Annotated in this window: 15 protein-coding genes; 13 read left to right on the top strand and 2 right to left on the bottom strand. The window is 60.1% G+C overall.

Annotated features, from left to right (window positions below; genetic code table 11):
* Nucleotides 1-208: 208 nt before the first annotated feature.
* The gene (locus U9R61_RS14445) at nucleotides 209-1,792 is read left to right on the top strand and encodes a hypothetical protein (protein ID WP_322489510.1); all 1,584 of its coding nucleotides are present in this window, start codon (nucleotides 209-211) and stop codon (nucleotides 1,790-1,792) included.
* A 54-nt stretch (nucleotides 1,793-1,846) separates the two neighbouring features.
* Here the strand turns inward: U9R61_RS14445 and U9R61_RS14440 are convergent, their stop codons facing one another.
* Together U9R61_RS14440 and U9R61_RS14435 are read right to left on the bottom strand one after the other, a co-directional pair.
* Nucleotides 1,847-3,616, bottom strand: a complete 1,770-nt coding sequence (locus U9R61_RS14440) for a GAF domain-containing SpoIIE family protein phosphatase (protein WP_322489509.1) — start codon at nucleotides 3,614-3,616, stop codon at nucleotides 1,847-1,849.
* A 113-nt stretch (nucleotides 3,617-3,729) separates the two neighbouring features.
* The gene (locus U9R61_RS14435; protein ID WP_322489508.1) at nucleotides 3,730-4,383 is read right to left on the bottom strand and encodes an O-methyltransferase; all 654 of its coding nucleotides are present in this window, start codon (nucleotides 4,381-4,383) and stop codon (nucleotides 3,730-3,732) included.
* A 172-nt stretch (nucleotides 4,384-4,555) separates the two neighbouring features.
* Here U9R61_RS14435 and U9R61_RS14430 point away from each other — a divergent pair, with 172 nt between their 5' ends.
* From U9R61_RS14430 to U9R61_RS14375, 12 genes are all read left to right on the top strand, one after another.
* On the top strand, nucleotides 4,556-5,140 hold the full coding sequence (locus U9R61_RS14430; protein WP_322489507.1) for an ANTAR domain-containing response regulator: 585 nt from the start codon (nucleotides 4,556-4,558) through the stop codon (nucleotides 5,138-5,140).
* A 388-nt stretch (nucleotides 5,141-5,528) separates the two neighbouring features.
* Nucleotides 5,529-5,948 (top strand): chorismate mutase, encoded by a 420-nt coding sequence (gene aroH / locus U9R61_RS14425; RefSeq protein ID WP_322489506.1) that lies wholly within the window; start codon nucleotides 5,529-5,531, stop codon nucleotides 5,946-5,948.
* Nucleotides 5,949-6,133: 185 nt separating this feature from the next.
* Nucleotides 6,134-7,150, top strand: coding sequence for a 3-deoxy-7-phosphoheptulonate synthase (aroF, locus tag U9R61_RS14420; RefSeq protein WP_416208856.1), 1,017 nt, complete (start codon nucleotides 6,134-6,136; stop codon nucleotides 7,148-7,150).
* A 165-nt stretch (nucleotides 7,151-7,315) separates the two neighbouring features.
* Nucleotides 7,316-8,197 (top strand): pyridoxal 5'-phosphate synthase lyase subunit PdxS, encoded by an 882-nt coding sequence (gene pdxS / locus U9R61_RS14415; RefSeq protein ID WP_066790144.1) that lies wholly within the window; start codon nucleotides 7,316-7,318, stop codon nucleotides 8,195-8,197.
* A 41-nt stretch (nucleotides 8,198-8,238) separates the two neighbouring features.
* A complete protein-coding gene (gene pdxT / locus U9R61_RS14410; RefSeq protein WP_322489504.1) occupies nucleotides 8,239-8,811 on the top strand; it encodes a pyridoxal 5'-phosphate synthase glutaminase subunit PdxT in 573 nt (190 codons plus the stop codon).
* Nucleotides 8,808-9,803, top strand: coding sequence for a hypothetical protein (locus tag U9R61_RS14405; RefSeq protein ID WP_322489503.1), 996 nt, complete (start codon nucleotides 8,808-8,810; stop codon nucleotides 9,801-9,803). Before pdxT ends, U9R61_RS14405 begins: the two co-directional genes overlap by 4 nt.
* Before the next feature lie 6 nt (nucleotides 9,804-9,809).
* Nucleotides 9,810-11,429 (top strand): R3H domain-containing nucleic acid-binding protein, encoded by a 1,620-nt coding sequence (locus U9R61_RS14400; protein WP_322489502.1) that lies wholly within the window; start codon nucleotides 9,810-9,812, stop codon nucleotides 11,427-11,429.
* Nucleotides 11,430-11,567: 138 nt separating this feature from the next.
* Nucleotides 11,568-12,260: a dTMP kinase gene (gene tmk, locus U9R61_RS14395; RefSeq protein WP_322489501.1), complete on the top strand. Its 693-nt coding sequence runs from the start codon at nucleotides 11,568-11,570 to the stop codon at nucleotides 12,258-12,260.
* Between the two features lie 19 nt (nucleotides 12,261-12,279).
* Nucleotides 12,280-12,606 (top strand): cyclic-di-AMP receptor, encoded by a 327-nt coding sequence (locus U9R61_RS14390; protein ID WP_015941657.1) that lies wholly within the window; start codon nucleotides 12,280-12,282, stop codon nucleotides 12,604-12,606.
* A 2-nt stretch (nucleotides 12,607-12,608) separates the two neighbouring features.
* A complete protein-coding gene (locus U9R61_RS14385) occupies nucleotides 12,609-13,121 on the top strand; it encodes a zinc ribbon domain-containing protein (RefSeq protein ID WP_322489500.1) in 513 nt (170 codons plus the stop codon).
* A complete protein-coding gene (locus U9R61_RS14380) occupies nucleotides 13,118-14,089 on the top strand; it encodes a P1 family peptidase (RefSeq protein WP_322489499.1) in 972 nt (323 codons plus the stop codon). Before U9R61_RS14385 ends, U9R61_RS14380 begins: the two co-directional genes overlap by 4 nt.
* Nucleotides 14,090-14,450: 361 nt before the next feature.
* On the top strand, nucleotides 14,451-16,223 hold the full coding sequence (locus U9R61_RS14375) for a peptide ABC transporter substrate-binding protein (protein ID WP_322489498.1): 1,773 nt from the start codon (nucleotides 14,451-14,453) through the stop codon (nucleotides 16,221-16,223).
* Nucleotides 16,224-16,331: the final 108 nt, after the last annotated feature.

The raw sequence follows: 16,331 nt of genomic DNA, 5'->3' as shown, positions 1-16,331 counted from the left end.
GGGAGAGTGAGATTCGAACTCACGAGGGCTTATTAGGCCCTACCCGTTTTCGAGACGGGCACGTTCAACCACTCCGTCATCTCCCCGTGCCGCGTCGCTCACATATTATAGCGAGATGGGCGGATCTGTGCAAGTGGAAGCGCAGTTTGTATGATAGGATATTTCTATACAATGCGCTACGCTCGTAGAAAGCTGCTGGATTGGGCACATGGCAAAACCGAAGCTCCATTGGCTAGCTGCCATTCACGATCTCCCGCTTGCTGCGGCGCTGATCTGGTATGGTTCAGTCAGTTGCGTCGTGCTGATTCTCATTGGTGCGGTATGCCTCAATAGTGTCGCGTATGTGCGCAGTTTTGTTGATGATACCGCCTATCATATTCCGATGGCGGTGGAAATTGCCCGCCATGCTAATCCCTACTATGTTGATGTGAAGGCCACGTTTACCTCATTTTGGTTTCCGGCTAGCGCGGAGGCGTTGGTTGGCCTGTTTGTCGCCGTTACTCGCGATATTAATAGCACCAATCTGTCAGGCGCGCTGTGTTATATTTTGTTTTTGGTGGTGAGTTACCAGTTTGCTGGGATTTGGACAGCAGCTCATCACATTCGGCTATTATCGGTTGCCCTGTGCGCGGTCATTCCGGTGCTGTTTGCGCAGACGGTGGCCTTTTATGTTGATATTCATATCAACTTTTTAGTGTATTTGAGTTTGTACTTGCTTACGCTGGCGTTGGTGCAACGGCAGGTTGATTATGCTTGGTATGGGATTGGTGCGGCAATCTTGTCGGCCAGCGTGAAATATCACGGCCTGTTCTTTGGCGCGGTGTTGATACTGGCGGCGATTGTTGTGATGGTCGCGATCCGGTTGTACAAACCCTCGTGGCGGACGTTGCTGGCTGTGGTTGGCAGCGGCTTATTCACATCGGGATGGTATCTGCGCAACCTGTGGTTGAAAGGCAATCCGCTCTATCCGTTAGCTTTGCCCCAACCGCTACCGGCGATCTTGACGAATCTTGGTTTGCCCTACCAAGGGATACCGTTTCCCAACTTATCACCGCAGGCTGTCTGGCCTCATCCGCTTATTCCGCAATCGCCTATAGTCTACAATCTTATTCCGCACATCACGAATGATGCGTTTGGGTTAATGTTTCCGATTTCGCTGATCATGATGGGGATCGTGGCTTTGCGTTCTCATCGGATGCCAGCGCTGCAACGCCGGGCATATTGGTTTGTGCTGGCGGTTTCGGTTGCGATCGTAGCTGTGTTGCCGTTTCATCTCAGTGTGCCGCGGTATGTGCTGTTTTTGCCAGCAGTGGCGGCGTTGTGGCCGGCGATGCTGGCAGCGACGAATCCCGGCAGCTACCGGTTGTCTTTGTATAGTTATGCGGGGGTGATGGCAATCAGCATTATCTACATTGCAGCTAATATTGTTGGCATCGGCAACTATAGAACTATTACTCAAGAAGCACTTGCTGTCTTACAGGAGCATCGCCGTTCTGATATTGTCTCGTTTGATATCTTTGAAAAGGGAAATTTGCGCATTGGCTACTTGAGCGGTCGCCTGACGTTTATTGCTACGTTGTACGATCGACGTCTCACCAACCAGTTGATTCAACTGCATTATCAAGATTATTTGCTTGATCAAGGCCCCGATTTCACGAATCCGGCTGATTTTGTGGCCTATGTGCGGTCGCTTGATCTCGATTACATCGTCATCTTTGATCCAGCAGCTCCCGGTGCTGATATTTTGCTCGAATATTTCTCTGATATAACCATTGTTGAGGATAGGTATTAAAGCGCAGTCCGTGATCGCGTAAGCAGGCTCGGATCAGGGAACGTTTCCAGCGCATTACACCCGCTTGATCACCACCATGGTCATATCGTCGGCTTGGGGCGCATCGCCGGCGAAGGCATTGACGGCGGCGAGCACGGCGGCCACGATCTCGGCGGGGGTTTGGTGATGGGTCGCGCGGAGGACAGCCGCGAGCCGGTCGTCGCCGAACAATTCTCGTTCCGGGTTCATCGCTTCGGTGATGCCGTCGGTGTAGAACAGCAGCACGTCACCCGGTTCGAGCGCGAGTTCTCCCGGCGCAAAGTGCGGATCGGTGAGGATTCCGAGCACGATCCCTTGGGCGGCGAGCGGGATGACTTGCCCAGTGGCGCTGCGGTAGAGCAGGGGATAGTTGTGACCGCCATTGGCGAACGCGATCTGGCCGGTGGCCGGATCGATCTGGGCATAGAAGCAGGTGACAAACAGGCCGGCCCGTGAATCGGCGAGAATGAGCCGGTTGGCGCGTTGCAGCACCGCTACCGGCGGACGGCCATCAATGGCGCTGGCGCGGAGCAGAGTGCGCGAGAGGGCCATAAATAGGGCTGCCGGCACGCCTTTGTCGGTCACATCGGCGATGACGACGCCGAGGCGGGGCGCGCTAGCGGGGGTTGCCGGCGGCAATTCAATAAAATCGTAGAAGTCGCCGCCAACTTGGCGAGTGGCGCGGTAAAAGGTTTCGATCTGCAAGCCGGACACGAAGGGGCAACAGTCGGGCAAGAAACTGGCCTGTATCTCGCGGGCCAAATCGAGTTCGCGTTCGAGCCGTTGGCGGGCGAGCGCCTCTTGGTTGAGCCGCTCGCGGTCGATCATCTGGGCCAATTGGCTGGCGAGCAGGCCAAGCAGCTCGGCTTCGCTGTCGAGAAAGGAGCGGGGGGTGATGGTGTTCACCAAGAGCAAGCCAAGCTGCGCGCCGCCGAGCTCAACCGGTACGGCAAGGTGGCCTTGAAAGTTCTGCCGGCGCAAGAGCGGCGGCAAGCGCATCAACGCATCGGCCGGCAATTGCGTGCTGCGCTCTGGCAAGTACCACAGATGCGGGTGCTCTTCGTCGAGCGTCAGCGGCCATGGGCTGCCGATAGTCAAGGCCCAGCCGTAACAGGCGCGCAGCACCGCTCTCCCGCCCGCTTCATCGGCCTCGACAAACGCGCAGGCATCGGCCTCGAGCAGGCGCGCGCCGACGCGCACCAGCCGTTGCAAGGCCGGTTCGAGATCATCGCTGACTAACAGTTCTTGCGAGAGCGACAGCAAGGCGCGCCGTTCCTGCACCCGTCGCACGCTATACTCCTCGTAGAGGTAGGCGCGGGCGATAGCGACGCCGAGCAGATCGCCAATTGCGGCCATCAGGTGTTGATCGGGCGTCTTGAGCCGCACCCACTGGCTAGTGGCGAGATTGAGTATGCCCACCACGCGGGAGTTGTCGCGTAATGCGATTGATACGTGATGCGAGAGGCCGCGCTTGTCGCCGACGGCGCCACGAAGTCGTGAACATGCCATGAAGGCCGGTTCACGGAGTTGGCCCTCACGGCAGGTTTCTTGACAGGCACATTCGCCTTGCCATGCCAGACCGGGATAATTGAGCGCCGGCGGAAGGTGCTGGCGCGCGGCGAGGGTAAACTGATCACCTTCGTCACGCAGATAGATCCAGCCGGCCTCGAGGCCGGTCAACTCCAAAATATTGCCAAGCGCCGCTTCCAGCGCCGCGCGCAGGTCAAGCGTTTGGTTGAGGGTTTGGGCGAATGAGCGCAACGCGACCCATTCAGCGAGTTGGTGGCGCCGGTCGGAAGGTGGCATAGGACAACGAATGGGATAACGCATGAACGAATGGGATAATGAATGATGCGTGGAGTCGCACAGTTGTGCGACTCCCTACATCGTACAACGAATAGCTGGCAACCAACCGCCCTTTAGCGCTTTTTGCGGCTGATCGAGACGCCATCGCGCAGCGGGATAATCACCGACTCGAGCTGCGGGTGCTCCATGATGGCGCGGTTGAAACGCTGGATGCCGCGCACGAGCGGCGAGGCGTCTTCTTCGAGCACTTGCGCGCTGCACAGCACATTGTCGGCGATGAGGACGCCGCCGGGGCTGAGCAGCGGTACGCACAGCTCAAGCGCCTTCGTTGCCTGTTCGTCGTTGGAAGAGTTACGCAGGACGTCGAGGAAGATCAGGTCGAATTCCTGATTGAGCGAGGGCAGGATCTCGCGCCAATCGCCGAAATGGATTGTGATCAGATCGCGGTAGCCAGCGGCTTCGATCACTTCGTTGGCGAGCTTGACTCGTTCAGGATTGCGCTCGATCGCCGTCATTCTGCCGCCGGTCTGGCGGAGCGCCTTCATGATAAACGTGGCGGCATAGCCGGTGGTGATGCCCACTTCCAGCGCGTTGTGGGCATTCATCATCAGCGCCTGTAGATAGAGAAACTGTCCCTGCACCGGCCCGACCAGCGACAGACCCTGCTGTTTGGCGCGCGCTTCAAGGGTGGCTAATACTTCGTCGCGCGGTGGCATGAGATCGTGCAGATAGTCTTCGATTGCAATATTCGTGATGTCGTAGCGCATCACGTCCTCCTCACCCCGATGTTGGCGGTGGTGTGTGCGGCTGCCGCCCCAGTGGCGTCAGTTGCATACGCAAACACTTCATCTCATACTAAATTGTATCACACCCTTGCTTATCTTGTGGTATGATCTAGCCTATCACATTATGCGCATAAGCTTGCAGCGGGAGGCAGCCGTGGCCGCGATTCGCATCCTGATTGCCGAGGATAATGATCTCGTATCGCTCACGCTCGAAGAGCAATTGAAGGGGTTGGGCTACGAGGTAGTTGGCATTGCCCGTACCGGCGCCGAGGCGGTGATGCTCGCTACTCGCCTGAAGCCTGATCTGGTGATCATGGATATTCGCATGCCGGAGATGGACGGTACCGAGGCGACGGCCCGCATCCGTGATCAGACCGGTATTCCGGTGGTGATGCTGACGGCGTTTTCCGATAAGGATACCATCCGGCGGGCCGAGGTAGCCGGTGCGCTGGCCTATTTGGTCAAGCCGGTTAATGAGCAGGAGTTGCCGCCAGCGATTTCGATTGCGCTAGCCCGCCACCGCGAGTTGCAAAATCTGCGCAGCGAGAACCTTGAATTGCAAGAGGCGTTGGAAGCGCGCAAGTTGATCGAGCGGGCGAAGGGGATTTTGATGCAGCGCCTCGGTCTGAGCGAGCGTGATGCGTATGAGCGCCTCCGCCAGCGCGCCCGCGATAAGCGTACCAAGATGAAGGATATTGCGCAGGCGATTATCGAGGCCGAAGAGTTGCTTGGCTCGTGACTCGGAAGGCGCAGAGGATGGTAAACGCAAAGACGCGAAGGACGCAGAGGGCGCGAAGGGTTTTTGGGGATTGGGCGCCAGCGCGTTGGTACCCCCAATCATATCCCTTAGCGATCTTTGCGGAGCCGGACAGCCGTCCGGATCTACAGCCTGCTTGACGAACTGCCGCGGCCATGGTATATTTCCCCTGTCGAAGCGGGAAAAGAGTAAGGTAAGCGTTTTTATGCCCAACGTGCGCTTTTACACCTACTTCTTTTACTTTACCAGCCCACAATTGGACTGGTCGCTTCGCATTTCCTGAAGACGCACGCAAGCACAGAGCAAGCACAAGGGGGCGCGAGGCGAACAAACCTCGCGCCCCCTCTGTTATTGCCGCGGAGGAGAGGCAATGAACGTTCGTTGTCGCGGAGTACGAGGAGCGACTACCTGTGCCGAAAACACACGCGAAGCGATTTTGGAAGCGACCCACGAATTGCTCACGTTGTTGATCGAAGCCAATGGCATCGAGCCAGAAGACATCGCCAGCGCCATTTTCACCACCACCCTCGACCTCAACGCCGAATTCCCCGCGGTGGCGGCGCGGGCGATCGGATGGATCGACACCGCCTTGCTCTGCGGCCACGAAATGGCCGTGCCGGGCAGCTTACCGCGCTGCATTCGTGTCTTGATCCACTGGAACACCACCAAACGCGCCAATGAAATCGTCCACGTCTACATTCGTGAAGCGCGCGGTTTGCGCCCCGAACGGGCCGCGCTGATGAGCGCCTTCCGGGTTGCGACGCCACTGCCGCCGGAGGAACGGCCATGAGCCGCCGGCAAGTGATCGAGCCGGTGCAACGGTGCGCCGCGCCCGCTGTGACCGAACTGCTGAGCATCCAGCGCTTGCCGACAGCGCCCTCCACTGATACGACCGCATACGCTGCCCCTTGTGACGCCGGGCATACGCTGCCCGTTTCGTTTCCAGATTCCTGTACCACTGAGGAGGATCGTTCCATGATCGTCGTGATGGAGACCGGCTCGACCCAGAGCCAAATCGAAGCGGTGTTGGCCCGGCTGCGCGAGCATAACTTGCGCGGCCATTTAACTGTCGGCGAGGAACGGACGGTGGTGGCGGTGGTGGGAGCGGCCATCCCGCCAACGCTGCGCGAAGAGTTAGAGCATTTCGATGGCGTGAAAGAGACGGTGCGGATCACGCAGCCTTACAAACTGGTGTCGCGGGAAGTCAAACCGCACGATACCATCGTACAGGTGGGAGATGTGAAGGTCGGCGGCGGCCATCTGGCAATCATCGCCGGCCCCTGCTCGGTCGAGAGCGAAGAGCAGATTATGGCCACGGCACGGGCGGTGCGCGAAACCGGCGCCAACATGTTGCGCGGCGGCGCGTTCAAGCCGCGCTCCTCGCCGTACAGCTTCCGCGGTTTAGGCGAGTACGGCTTGCAATTGCTGGCTCAAGCCCGCGCCGAGACCGGCCTGCCAATCGTCACCGAAGTGATGACGCCGGCTGATGTCGAATTGGTGGCGAAATACGCCGACGTGTTGCAGATCGGCGCGCGCAACATGCAAAACTACCAATTGCTGGAAGAGGCCGGGCGCAGCGGCATGCCGGTGCTGCTCAAGCGCGGCTTATCGGCGACGATCGAAGAGTGGCTGCTCTCGGCGGAATACATCATCGCGCAGGGCAACCCCAACATCATCCTCTGCGAACGCGGCATCCGCACCTTCGAGACGGCAACCCGCAACACGCTTGATCTCAACGCGGTCGCGGTGGTCAAGAAGCGCTCGCACTTGCCGGTGATCGTCGATCCCAGCCACGGCACCGGCAAATGGTATCTGGTGCCGCCGTTAACGCTGGCCGCCATCGCGTCGGGGGCCGATGGCGTGATCATCGAAGTGCATCCCGACCCCGATCGGGCCAAATCGGATGGCGGCCAATCGCTCAATCACGAGAACTTCATGAACCTGATACCGAAACTACGCGCGGTGGCCAAGGTGGTTGGGAGCAATTGGTAATCGCGATGCCCGATCGGGTGGCGGTGACGGCGGGTAATGCGTCTCCACCGTCCGGGCCTCTCCGCCCTGCGACGCATTGCCCGCCATGTCACAGCGTGGTACAATGATTTGACGAGATCAGGAAACGTCACCGATTCATACCTTTCATACCTTGAGCGAGGCAGTATGGAAAAATCGACGTGGACGACGAAGGTAGGGCTGGCGCAGATGCTGAAGGGTGGCGTGATTATGGATGTGGTCACCCCTGAGCAAGCGCGTATCGCCGAAGAAGCCGGCGCGGTGGCGGTGATGGCGCTCGAGCGAGTGCCGGCTGACATTCGCGCGCAGGGTGGCGTCGCCCGTATGAGCGATCCGGAGCTGATTCTGGCGATCAAGCAGGCCGTCACCATTCCAGTGATGGCGAAAGCGCGGATCGGTCACTTCGTCGAGGCGCAAGTGTTGGAGGCGATCGGCGTCGATTATATTGACGAGAGCGAAGTGCTGACGCCGGCTGACGAAGAGCATCACATCAACAAGCACAAGTTCCGGGTGCCGTTTGTGTGCGGCTGCCGCAATCTGGGCGAGGCGCTGCGCCGGGTGGCCGAAGGCGCGGCGATGCTGCGCACCAAGGGCGAGGCTGGCACCGGCAATGTGGTCGAGGCGGTGCGTCATGCCCGCGCGGTGTACAGCGAAATCCGCCGCTTGCAGTCGATGAACGAAGACGAGCTGTTTACCTACGCCAAGCAGATTCAGGCGCCCTACGAGCTGGTCAAGCAGGTGGCTGCCGAAGGCAAGCTGCCGGTGGTCAACTTCGCGGCGGGCGGCATCGCCACGCCGGCTGACGCGGCTCTGCTGATGCAGTTGGGGGTTGATGGCATCTTCGTCGGTTCGGGTATCTTCAAGAGCGGCGATCCGGTCAAGCGGGCGCGGGCAATTGTCGAAGCGACCACGCATTACAACGATCCGGAGATCATCGCCGAGGTGAGCAAGGGCCTTGGCGAGGCCATGGTTGGGATCAACATCGATCAGATTCCCGCCGAGCAGTTGATGGCGCGGCGCGGATGGTAGTAGGAGGCGGGCGGGGCGTTCCCGCCCGCGCGCAGAACCGTATGACAGTTGGCGTGTTAGCCCTGCAGGGCGATTTTCGTGAACACTGCGCGGTCTTGCGCCGGATCGGCGTCGAGCCGGTCGATGTGCGCTTGCCGCGCCAACTGGCTCGCGTCGAGCGGCTGATTATTCCCGGTGGCGAAAGCACGACGATCGGGCGGCTATTGGTGATGTACCAGATGTTAGAACCGATTCGCGAGCGGGCCGGTCGCGATTTGGCAATTTGGGGCACCTGCGCTGGCGCCATCTTGCTGGCCAACGAGGTGGTTGGCCAAAAGCAAGGCGGCCAGCCGGCGATTGGCGCGATGAATCTCACCATTCAGCGCAATGCCTACGGCAGCCAGCTCGATAGCTTTGAGGTGCCGATCACGATGCCGATCATTGGTGAAGCGCCGCTCCCCGGCGTCTTTATCCGCGCACCGCGCATCGTGGCGCTCGGTCAGGGGTGCGAGGCGGTTGGTTGGTTAGAGGACGGCAGCGTGGTGGCTGCCCGCCAAGGTCGTTTGTTGGCGACCACGTTCCATCCTGAGTTGACCGGTGATGATCGGGTTCACCGGCTCTTTCTGGAATTATGATACGAACCGTGACGCCGGGCGATCTCTGGTCGCTCCGGCGGAAACCTCGCTACCAACAGGTGCTCTACACCGAACGACTGTTGGCGTATAGCCACCGGCCGCTTTGGTTTGCGTTGCAGAGCATGCTGGCCGGCAACCATCGCGAGCGGATGACGCTGGTGCTGGCCGAACGGGGCGGGTTTGCGTTGGCGCAGGCGATGGGTCGGCTGGGTCGGCCTGAACAAGATGTGATCTATCTGGCGACCAACGGCACACGCAGCGAGCAGACTCCCAGCGATTACGAACTCTGGTTTCACCTGTTGCACCGGCTCTGCGCTGATGCGGCGCTGCACTCGGTGCAGCGCCTCTATGCGGCCTTGCCGAGCCAACACAACGAGTTGCGCGAAATCTTTCGCCAAGTTGGCTTTCAAGCCTATACCCATCGCCAAATTTTGCACCTTTCAGGGCCGGATTGGGATCAGGGCACCCGGCTGGCGCCGATGCGGGCGCAATCGCGGCGCGACCATTGGGCGATCCACAAGCTTTATGGTATCGTGGCGCCGCATCTCGTGCAACAAGCGGAAGTGCGCAATGCGCGCCATTGGACGCTCTACCAACCCTATTCGCTCGTGCGCCGGCAAGCGTGGGTGTTGGGTCCGGACGATGATCTGGCTGCTTACTTGCGTTTGCTCAGCGGGCCGAGCGGTCACGTCTTTTCGTTGCTGATCCGGCCTGATGCGCGCGAACAGGCGGTAGATGTGTTACGGTTCGGTCTGGCCCAGCTCAGTGATAGCCGGCCTGTCTATCTCATCTTGTGCGAGTACCAGCAAGAGTTGTTTGAACCGGCGATGCGGTTGGGTTTTCAACCGGTGGGTGAGCAAATCTTACTCGTTAAGCATACTGTTGTGCCGATTCGCCGCACGGTGCTGGCCCCCTCGTTGGAAGTGGGGCTTGAGCCGCGGGTGTCGGTGCGCCGGTATGCATTGCCCCCAACAGTGTGGGAGGAGCGCTAAGCGGTTATGGCTGTGACGGATACGACCAACGATATTCAACTTTTGTTAACAACACTGCCGCCGGCGATCCGGGAGGCGATCCAGAAAGCCAACGATCAGGATAATCTGCTCGAAATCGTGATGGATCTCGGCCGGTTGCCGGAAGCGCGCTATCGTGGTCATGAGTTGTTCTTAAGCGATCGGGAAGTGACCGCCGAAGATATCAATTACGTGATCGCGCGCATCGGCGAGTTTGGCGAGGACAACCGCGCTGGCATTCCCCGCACCCTCCACCGCATTTCCGGCATTCGCAATCGCCGCAGCGTGGTGATTGGTCTGACCTGCCGCGTGGGTCGCGCCGTGTATGGCACAGTTGATATTATTCGCGATCTGGTGGAAACTGGGCAAAGCATTCTGTTGCTGGGCAAGCCGGGCACCGGCAAGACGACGCTCTTGCGCGAGACGGCGCGGGTGCTGGGTGACGAGCTACGCAAGCGGGTGGTGATTGTCGATACCTCGAACGAGATTGCCGGCGATGGCGATATCCCCCACCCCGGCATCGGGCGGGCGCGCCGGATGCAGGTGCCGCGTCCCGCCGAACAGCACAATGTGATGATCGAGGCGGTCGAGAATCATATGCCCGAAGTGATTGTGATCGACGAAATCGGCACCGAGCTGGAAGCGGCGGCGGCGCGTACCATCGCCGAGCGCGGCGTGCAGTTGGTGGGTACGGCCCATGGCAATACCCTCGATAACCTGATGGTCAACCCGACCCTCTCTGATCTGGTGGGCGGGATTCAAGCGGTGACGCTGGGTGATGAAGAGGCGCGCCGGCGCGGCACCCAAAAGACGGTGCTGGAACGGAAAGCGCCGCCGACCTTCAGCATTCTGGTTGAGATCCAGTCGTGGGATAGCGTGACCGTCTACCCAGATGTGGCGGCGGCAGTTGATGCGATCTTGCGCGGCGAAGAGCCGCCGTGCGAGCAACGCTTCCGCGAGCCGAACGGGACGGTGCGGCGCGAACCGGTGCGGCGCGCGCCGATCGATGCACCAGCGTTTGGCGGGCGGCGAAGCCGCGGCGGGCGCGATCAGGCGCAGATGGGGGCGAGCGGCCCGCGCTTGCGCGACCGCAATGGCAATGCCGCCGCAGCGACCACGGTGCCGCCGCAGCGCATCTTCCCGTTTGGTGTTAGCCGGAACCGGTTGCAGAACGCGATCGAACGGCTGCGGGTGCCGGCGGTGATTGTGCGCGATATGAAAGACGCCACGCTGGTCATGACGCTCAAGAACTACTACCGGCAAAGCTCGCAACAACTACGGCAAGCCGAAGAGCAGGGTGTGCCGGTCTACGTGCTGCGCAACAACACGATTACCCAGATGGAACGGCAACTGGCGCAGGTCTTCCAGTTGCGCGAAGTGGTGGATGAGGAACCCGAACCGCCGCGCAGCGATTCAACGATCGAAGAGGCGTTGCTCGAAACTGAGCAGGCGATTACCCAAGTGATCAGCGGCGAGCGCAATGCGGTAGAATTGACCCCGCGCAGCAGTTACATTCGTCGCTTGCAACATCAGATGGCCGACCGCTACAATTTGCGCTCAGAGAGCCGCGGCGACGATCCGAACCGGCGGGTGAAGATCTTCCGGTAGCGGGATCGGTAGCAGTATTGCGGTACAATGCCGGCATTGCACCGCAATGCTGCTACAATATACGATGGCTCATCGACAGATTGGCAAAGATCGGCTATCCTTAACGAAGGATAAACCGAGATTGCTGGTGGCGCTGTCATGCATCAAGGTCTGTTTATTACATTTGAAGGGCCAGAGGGGGCCGGCAAGAGCACGCAAGCTCGCCGTCTGTATGAACGCCTGCAAGCGGCGGGCTATCCGGTGATTCTGACCCGCGAACCGGGTGGGACGCGGATCGGCGAGTTGATCCGCCGGATTTTGGTTGATCTGCGCCATACCGAAATGGCGCCTACTACTGAGACCTTGTTGTTTTCGGCGGCGCGCGCGCAATTGGTCAGCGAGCTGATCCGTCCCTACCTTCATACCGGCGGGATTGTGATCTGTGACCGCTATGCCGACTCGACGTTTGCGTATCAAGGGTACGGCCTTGGTCGCGATCTCGATGAGCTGCGCGCGATTACGGCAGTGGCAACCGGTGGGCTGAAGCCGGATTTGACCTTCTATCTGCGGATCGACGTGGAAGTTGGTTTGCAGCGCAAGCGCGCCGGGCGGGAGCGGCCGGAAGCCAACAGTGGCCAGCCGGTGGAATGGAACCGGCTCGATGCGCGCGATCTGGCCTATCATCAGCGGGTGGCCCAAGGGTTTGCCGAGCTGATGGCGCAAGAGCCGGAACGCTGGTATGCGCTCGATGCCGATCAGCCACTTGACGTGTTGACCGAACAGATCTGGCACGCGGTGACGCCGCACTTGGCCCGGATTACGCCGATTGCCGCACAACGAAGCGCGGATTGACATCGTTAGGGTGAAACGCATGCGCCTAATTCTGGCTGTCGTCCAGTCCCAAGACGCGACGAATCTCGTCGAAGCGCTGACCGAGCATGGCTACCGGGTGACGCGCCTGAGTAGCCAAGGCGGGTTTTTGCGCGAAGGAAACGTGACCTTGCTGCTGAGCGTCGAGGATCAGCAGGTCAATCCGGTGATTAACATTATTCGCGAACATTGTTCGACGCGCACGCGCTACGTCTCGCCGATGCCGCCGATCGCCGAGTCGGGTGAGTTTTACCCGCCGGCGCCGTTAGAGGTGCAGGTGGGCGGGGCGACGGTGTTTGTCTTGCGCGCGCAGACGCGCAAGTTGTAACTATGGAAGCAATACAAGAATTTTTGGCGGATATTCTGCCGCTGGTGCGCCTTGGCGCGATCTTTTTGGGCGCGTATGCGGTGTTGCTCTGGGCAGCGTCGGTGTTGTGGGCCTACCGCGATATTCGCCGTCGCACCGAAGATATCTCGGTGCAGGTGCTGGCAGTCGGTATCGTGCTGCTGCTGCCTTTCCTCGGCATTCCACTGCATCTGATCTTGCGCCCGCCGCAAACGCTAGCCGAGAAGTACGAGCGCACCTTGGAAGAAGAGTTCCTGCGCCGTGATCTCGAAGAGCAATTCGTCTGCCCCGAATGCCAGCGCCCCATCGAACCCGATTTCATCCTGTGTCCGCACTGCCATACCCAGTTGCGCCGGCGCTGCGACTCGTGCCAGAAGGTGATCGATCTGACGTGGCGGATTTGCCCGTACTGTGGCCATTCCCAAGCTGGCAGCGCGCCCACGGTGCGCGCGGATGCGCACCCGATCGCGTCGCTGGTAGAGGGTAGTCGGAAATGAAGGTTCCCGCAATTACCGATGTGCAAGGAGTCGTCGTTGGCCATGCCGCCAATGCCGAGGCGCTGACCGGGGTGACGGTCGTGCTGACGCCAGATGGTGCGGTTGCTGGCGTGGATGTGCGCGGCGGCGCTCCCGGCACCCGCGAGACCGATCTGCTCGATCCGGTGAATCTGGTGCAGCAGGTCAATGCGGTGGTCTTGACCGGCGGCAGCGCGTTTGGCTTGACTGCCGCCACTGGCGTCGTGTCGTGGCTGCACGAGCGCGGCTATGGCTTCGATGTGGGCCTCACCAAAGTGCCGATTGTGCCGGCGGCGGTGATCTTCGATTTGGGTGTGGGCTGGGCCGATGTGTGGCCCGATGCGACGATGGGATACGCAGCCTGTATGGCTGCCGAGGCCAGTGTGGCCGAGGGCAGTGTCGGGGCCGGGATTGGCGCGACGGTCGGCAAAGTGGGTGGCATGGCCACTGCGATGCGTGGCGGCGTCGGCACGTGGAGCGAGCCGTTGGCAAACGGGGTGACGGTAGGGGCGTTGGTGGTGGTCAACGCCTTTGGTGATGTGGTTAACGGGCAAGGCCGGATTGTCGCCGGCGCGCGCGGCCCCGGCCAGTCGTTGATCGGCACCGGCGCACTCTTGCGCAGTGGCGTGTCTCGCCAGTCGTTTGCCGATGCTCCTGGTCAGAATACGACCATCGCCGTGGTAGCCACTGATGCCCGCCTCGACAAAGCCGCCGCGACCCGGCTGGCCATCATGGCCCAAGATGGCTTGGCTCGCGCGATTCGCCCGGCCCACTCGCCATTCGATGGCGATACCGTGTTCGCGCTGGCTACCGGCGTCTACGACTCGCCGCCGTTGGTGACACTCGGCGCGGTGGCGGCAGATGTACTAGCCACCGCGATCGTGCGCGCCGTGCAGATGGCTACCGCCGTGGACGGCATTCCAGCAGCGCGTGATGTAGCGACGCCGTGACATCGCGTGTAAAAACGCAAGGTACGCGCGTTTGGATCATAGGCTGGCGCTATTCTATGGAGTGCGGCAGTCATACTGCCGCACTCCATCCAACGCTCAGGCTGTCATTGCGAGCCGAGCGGTAGGGGCAGAGCCACGCTCTGCCCGCCGCGAGGCGAAGTAATCCCCCGCGAGCACGGGAGGAACCTGCTGAGGCATGACGTGCGCTGAAGCGGGAGATTGCTTCAGGGGATAGGCCCACAGCATCGCTGTAGGCCCCTACCCGCCCCTCGCAATGACAACCGAAAGCGGGAGGAACCCGCTAAGGCATGGCCTTTTACTGCACGTTACTTGCTTATCAATTAACCATAAAGTAGTCGCCATGAAGCGTTTCATATTCTTGCTAACGGCCCTGTTTGCGTTTGTACTCGTTGCTGGCTGTGAAGTGCGGGTGAATGAACCGGCGCCAATTGCCCCAGCAGTGATGTCCATTGTCGACACGACCCCTACCACGGTGCGCGAACAGGTGTTGCGCATCGGGTTGGTGAATGAGCCGCCCGATCTGCTCCCCTACCACAGCACCTCGACTGACGAACGCATCACCAGTGCCTTAACTGAATTACTCTTTCCCGTGCCGCTGTTGCCGGTTGATTTCATGTGGCAAACGACTGGTGTGATAACGCAGGTGCCGGATTTTGCCAACGGCGATGTGGTCACGTCGACTGTCACTGTCTTCCGTGATGCGTTGGGGCAGATTAGCGAAACCCCGACCGAGACAACCGATGAAGTGACGCAGGTGAGCGTCATCTTCCGCTGGAATCCGGCCTTGCGCTGGTCGGACGGCACGCCGGTGACGGCAGCGGATTCGGTGTTTGCCTACGAACTGGCGCAGCAGATCGATCTCGGTCAAGCGGCGAACAGCCGGTTGGCGATGATCGAACGCTACGAGCAGATCGATGAGCACACGACACGGGTGGTGCTGCGGCCCGATGTGACTGATCCCACGTATCTGACCAGTTTTTGGACGCCGTTGCCGCGCCATGTGCTGGCGGATATGGAGCCGGAACAGATCATGCAAAGTGAATTTGTCCGCAAACCGGTGAGTTATGGGCCGTATATGGTCAGCGCCTTCGACGGCGGCTCGCTTGAGTTGGTGCGCAATCCGTATTACGCGGGGCCGGCGGCGCCGTTTGAGCGGATTATTATCGCGTTTCGCAAAGATCCACAGCAATTGGTTGAATTGGTGCGCGGCGGCGGGATTGATCTGGCCTTTATCGAACAGCCGGTGCCGGAGTTGCTCTCCCAGCTTGTGCAGAGCGCCGCACAGGAAGAAATTCAGCTTAGCACCTCGCCGAATACGATCTGGGAACATCTCGACTTTAATCTTGATGTGCCGCTGTTGCAGGATATTCGCGTGCGGCGAGCGATTGCGTCCGCGATTAACCGTCCGCAGATTGTCGAGCAGTTGTTGGGGGGCAAGAGCAATGTCTTAGAGAGTTGGGTATTGCCGGGCCAGCTTGGCTACCCGCCGCTCGATCAGATTACCCGCTACCCGTATAACCCCGACGAAGCGCGCCGTTTGCTTGATGAAGCGAACCTGCTCGATGCCGATGGCGATGGCTGGCGCGACCACGATGGCTTGCCGATCCTGCTGTCGTTAGTGACCAGCGCCAATTCGCCGTTGCGCGAAGCGGTCGCGCGGCAGATAGCGTCGGATCTGGAACAGATTGGCGTGCAGGTTGAGGTGGCGCAATTGCCGGCGAGCGAATTGTATAGCACTGATGGCCCGCTCTACCAGCGCACCTTCCAATTAGCCTTGTTTGGCTGGATGGCTGGCCCGCACCCGCGCGGTTGGGAGTTGTGGAGTTGCGCGGGGGTGCCGAATGAAGCCAACAATTGGACGGGGAATAATTTTGCCGGCTGGTGTTTCTTCGAGGCGAATGAGGCGATTAATACAGCGACCACCTCGCTCGATCCCGAAGAGCAGAAGAATGCCTACCTCCGGCAACAGCAACTGTTTACGCAAGAGTTGCCGGCGTTGCCGCTCTTTCAGCGGATTGATGCGCTGGTGGCCCGGCAGGGGTTGACGGGTTGGCGGCTGAACCCGACAGCGCCGTTTACGTGGAATATTAGCGAGTGGCGCGAGGGTGAGTAACGTCAAGGCGCAGAGTGGGCAAAGGCGCGAAGGTGTAGAGGGGCGTAGGGGGTGACACGCAAAGGCGCGAAGGCGCAGAGGATGTGAAGATGTTGTTGTGATAGCTGC

This window comes from Chloroflexus sp. (assembly GCF_034431535.1).
GTDB lineage: Bacteria > Chloroflexota > Chloroflexia > Chloroflexales > Chloroflexaceae > Chloroflexus.
This window is presented reverse-complemented; position numbering and strand designations above follow the sequence as displayed.

What these genes read in the sequence shown, in the direction of transcription:
- tmk (WP_322489501.1), top strand. Translation starts at nt 11,568, where the DNA reads ATGCATCAAGGTCTGTTTATTACATTTGAAGGGCCAGAGGGGGCCGGC.
- pdxT (WP_322489504.1), top strand. Translation starts at nt 8,239, where the DNA reads ATGACAGTTGGCGTGTTAGCCCTGCAGGGCGATTTTCGTGAACACTGC.
- U9R61_RS14405 (WP_322489503.1), top strand. Translation starts at nt 8,808, where the DNA reads ATGATACGAACCGTGACGCCGGGCGATCTCTGGTCGCTCCGGCGGAAA.
- U9R61_RS14445 (WP_322489510.1), top strand. Translation starts at nt 209, where the DNA reads ATGGCAAAACCGAAGCTCCATTGGCTAGCTGCCATTCACGATCTCCCG.
- U9R61_RS14390 (WP_015941657.1), top strand. Translation starts at nt 12,280, where the DNA reads ATGCGCCTAATTCTGGCTGTCGTCCAGTCCCAAGACGCGACGAATCTC.
- U9R61_RS14400 (WP_322489502.1), top strand. Translation starts at nt 9,810, where the DNA reads ATGGCTGTGACGGATACGACCAACGATATTCAACTTTTGTTAACAACA.
- aroF (WP_416208856.1), top strand. Translation starts at nt 6,134, where the DNA reads ATGATCGTCGTGATGGAGACCGGCTCGACCCAGAGCCAAATCGAAGCG.
- U9R61_RS14435 (WP_322489508.1), bottom strand. Translation starts at nt 4,383, where the DNA reads ATGCGCTACGACATCACGAATATTGCAATCGAAGACTATCTGCACGAT.
- U9R61_RS14375 (WP_322489498.1), top strand. Translation starts at nt 14,451, where the DNA reads ATGAAGCGTTTCATATTCTTGCTAACGGCCCTGTTTGCGTTTGTACTC.
- pdxS (WP_066790144.1), top strand. Translation starts at nt 7,316, where the DNA reads ATGGAAAAATCGACGTGGACGACGAAGGTAGGGCTGGCGCAGATGCTG.
- U9R61_RS14440 (WP_322489509.1), bottom strand. Translation starts at nt 3,616, where the DNA reads ATGCCACCTTCCGACCGGCGCCACCAACTCGCTGAATGGGTCGCGTTG.
- U9R61_RS14385 (WP_322489500.1), top strand. Translation starts at nt 12,609, where the DNA reads ATGGAAGCAATACAAGAATTTTTGGCGGATATTCTGCCGCTGGTGCGC.
- aroH (WP_322489506.1), top strand. Translation starts at nt 5,529, where the DNA reads ATGAACGTTCGTTGTCGCGGAGTACGAGGAGCGACTACCTGTGCCGAA.
- U9R61_RS14380 (WP_322489499.1), top strand. Translation starts at nt 13,118, where the DNA reads ATGAAGGTTCCCGCAATTACCGATGTGCAAGGAGTCGTCGTTGGCCAT.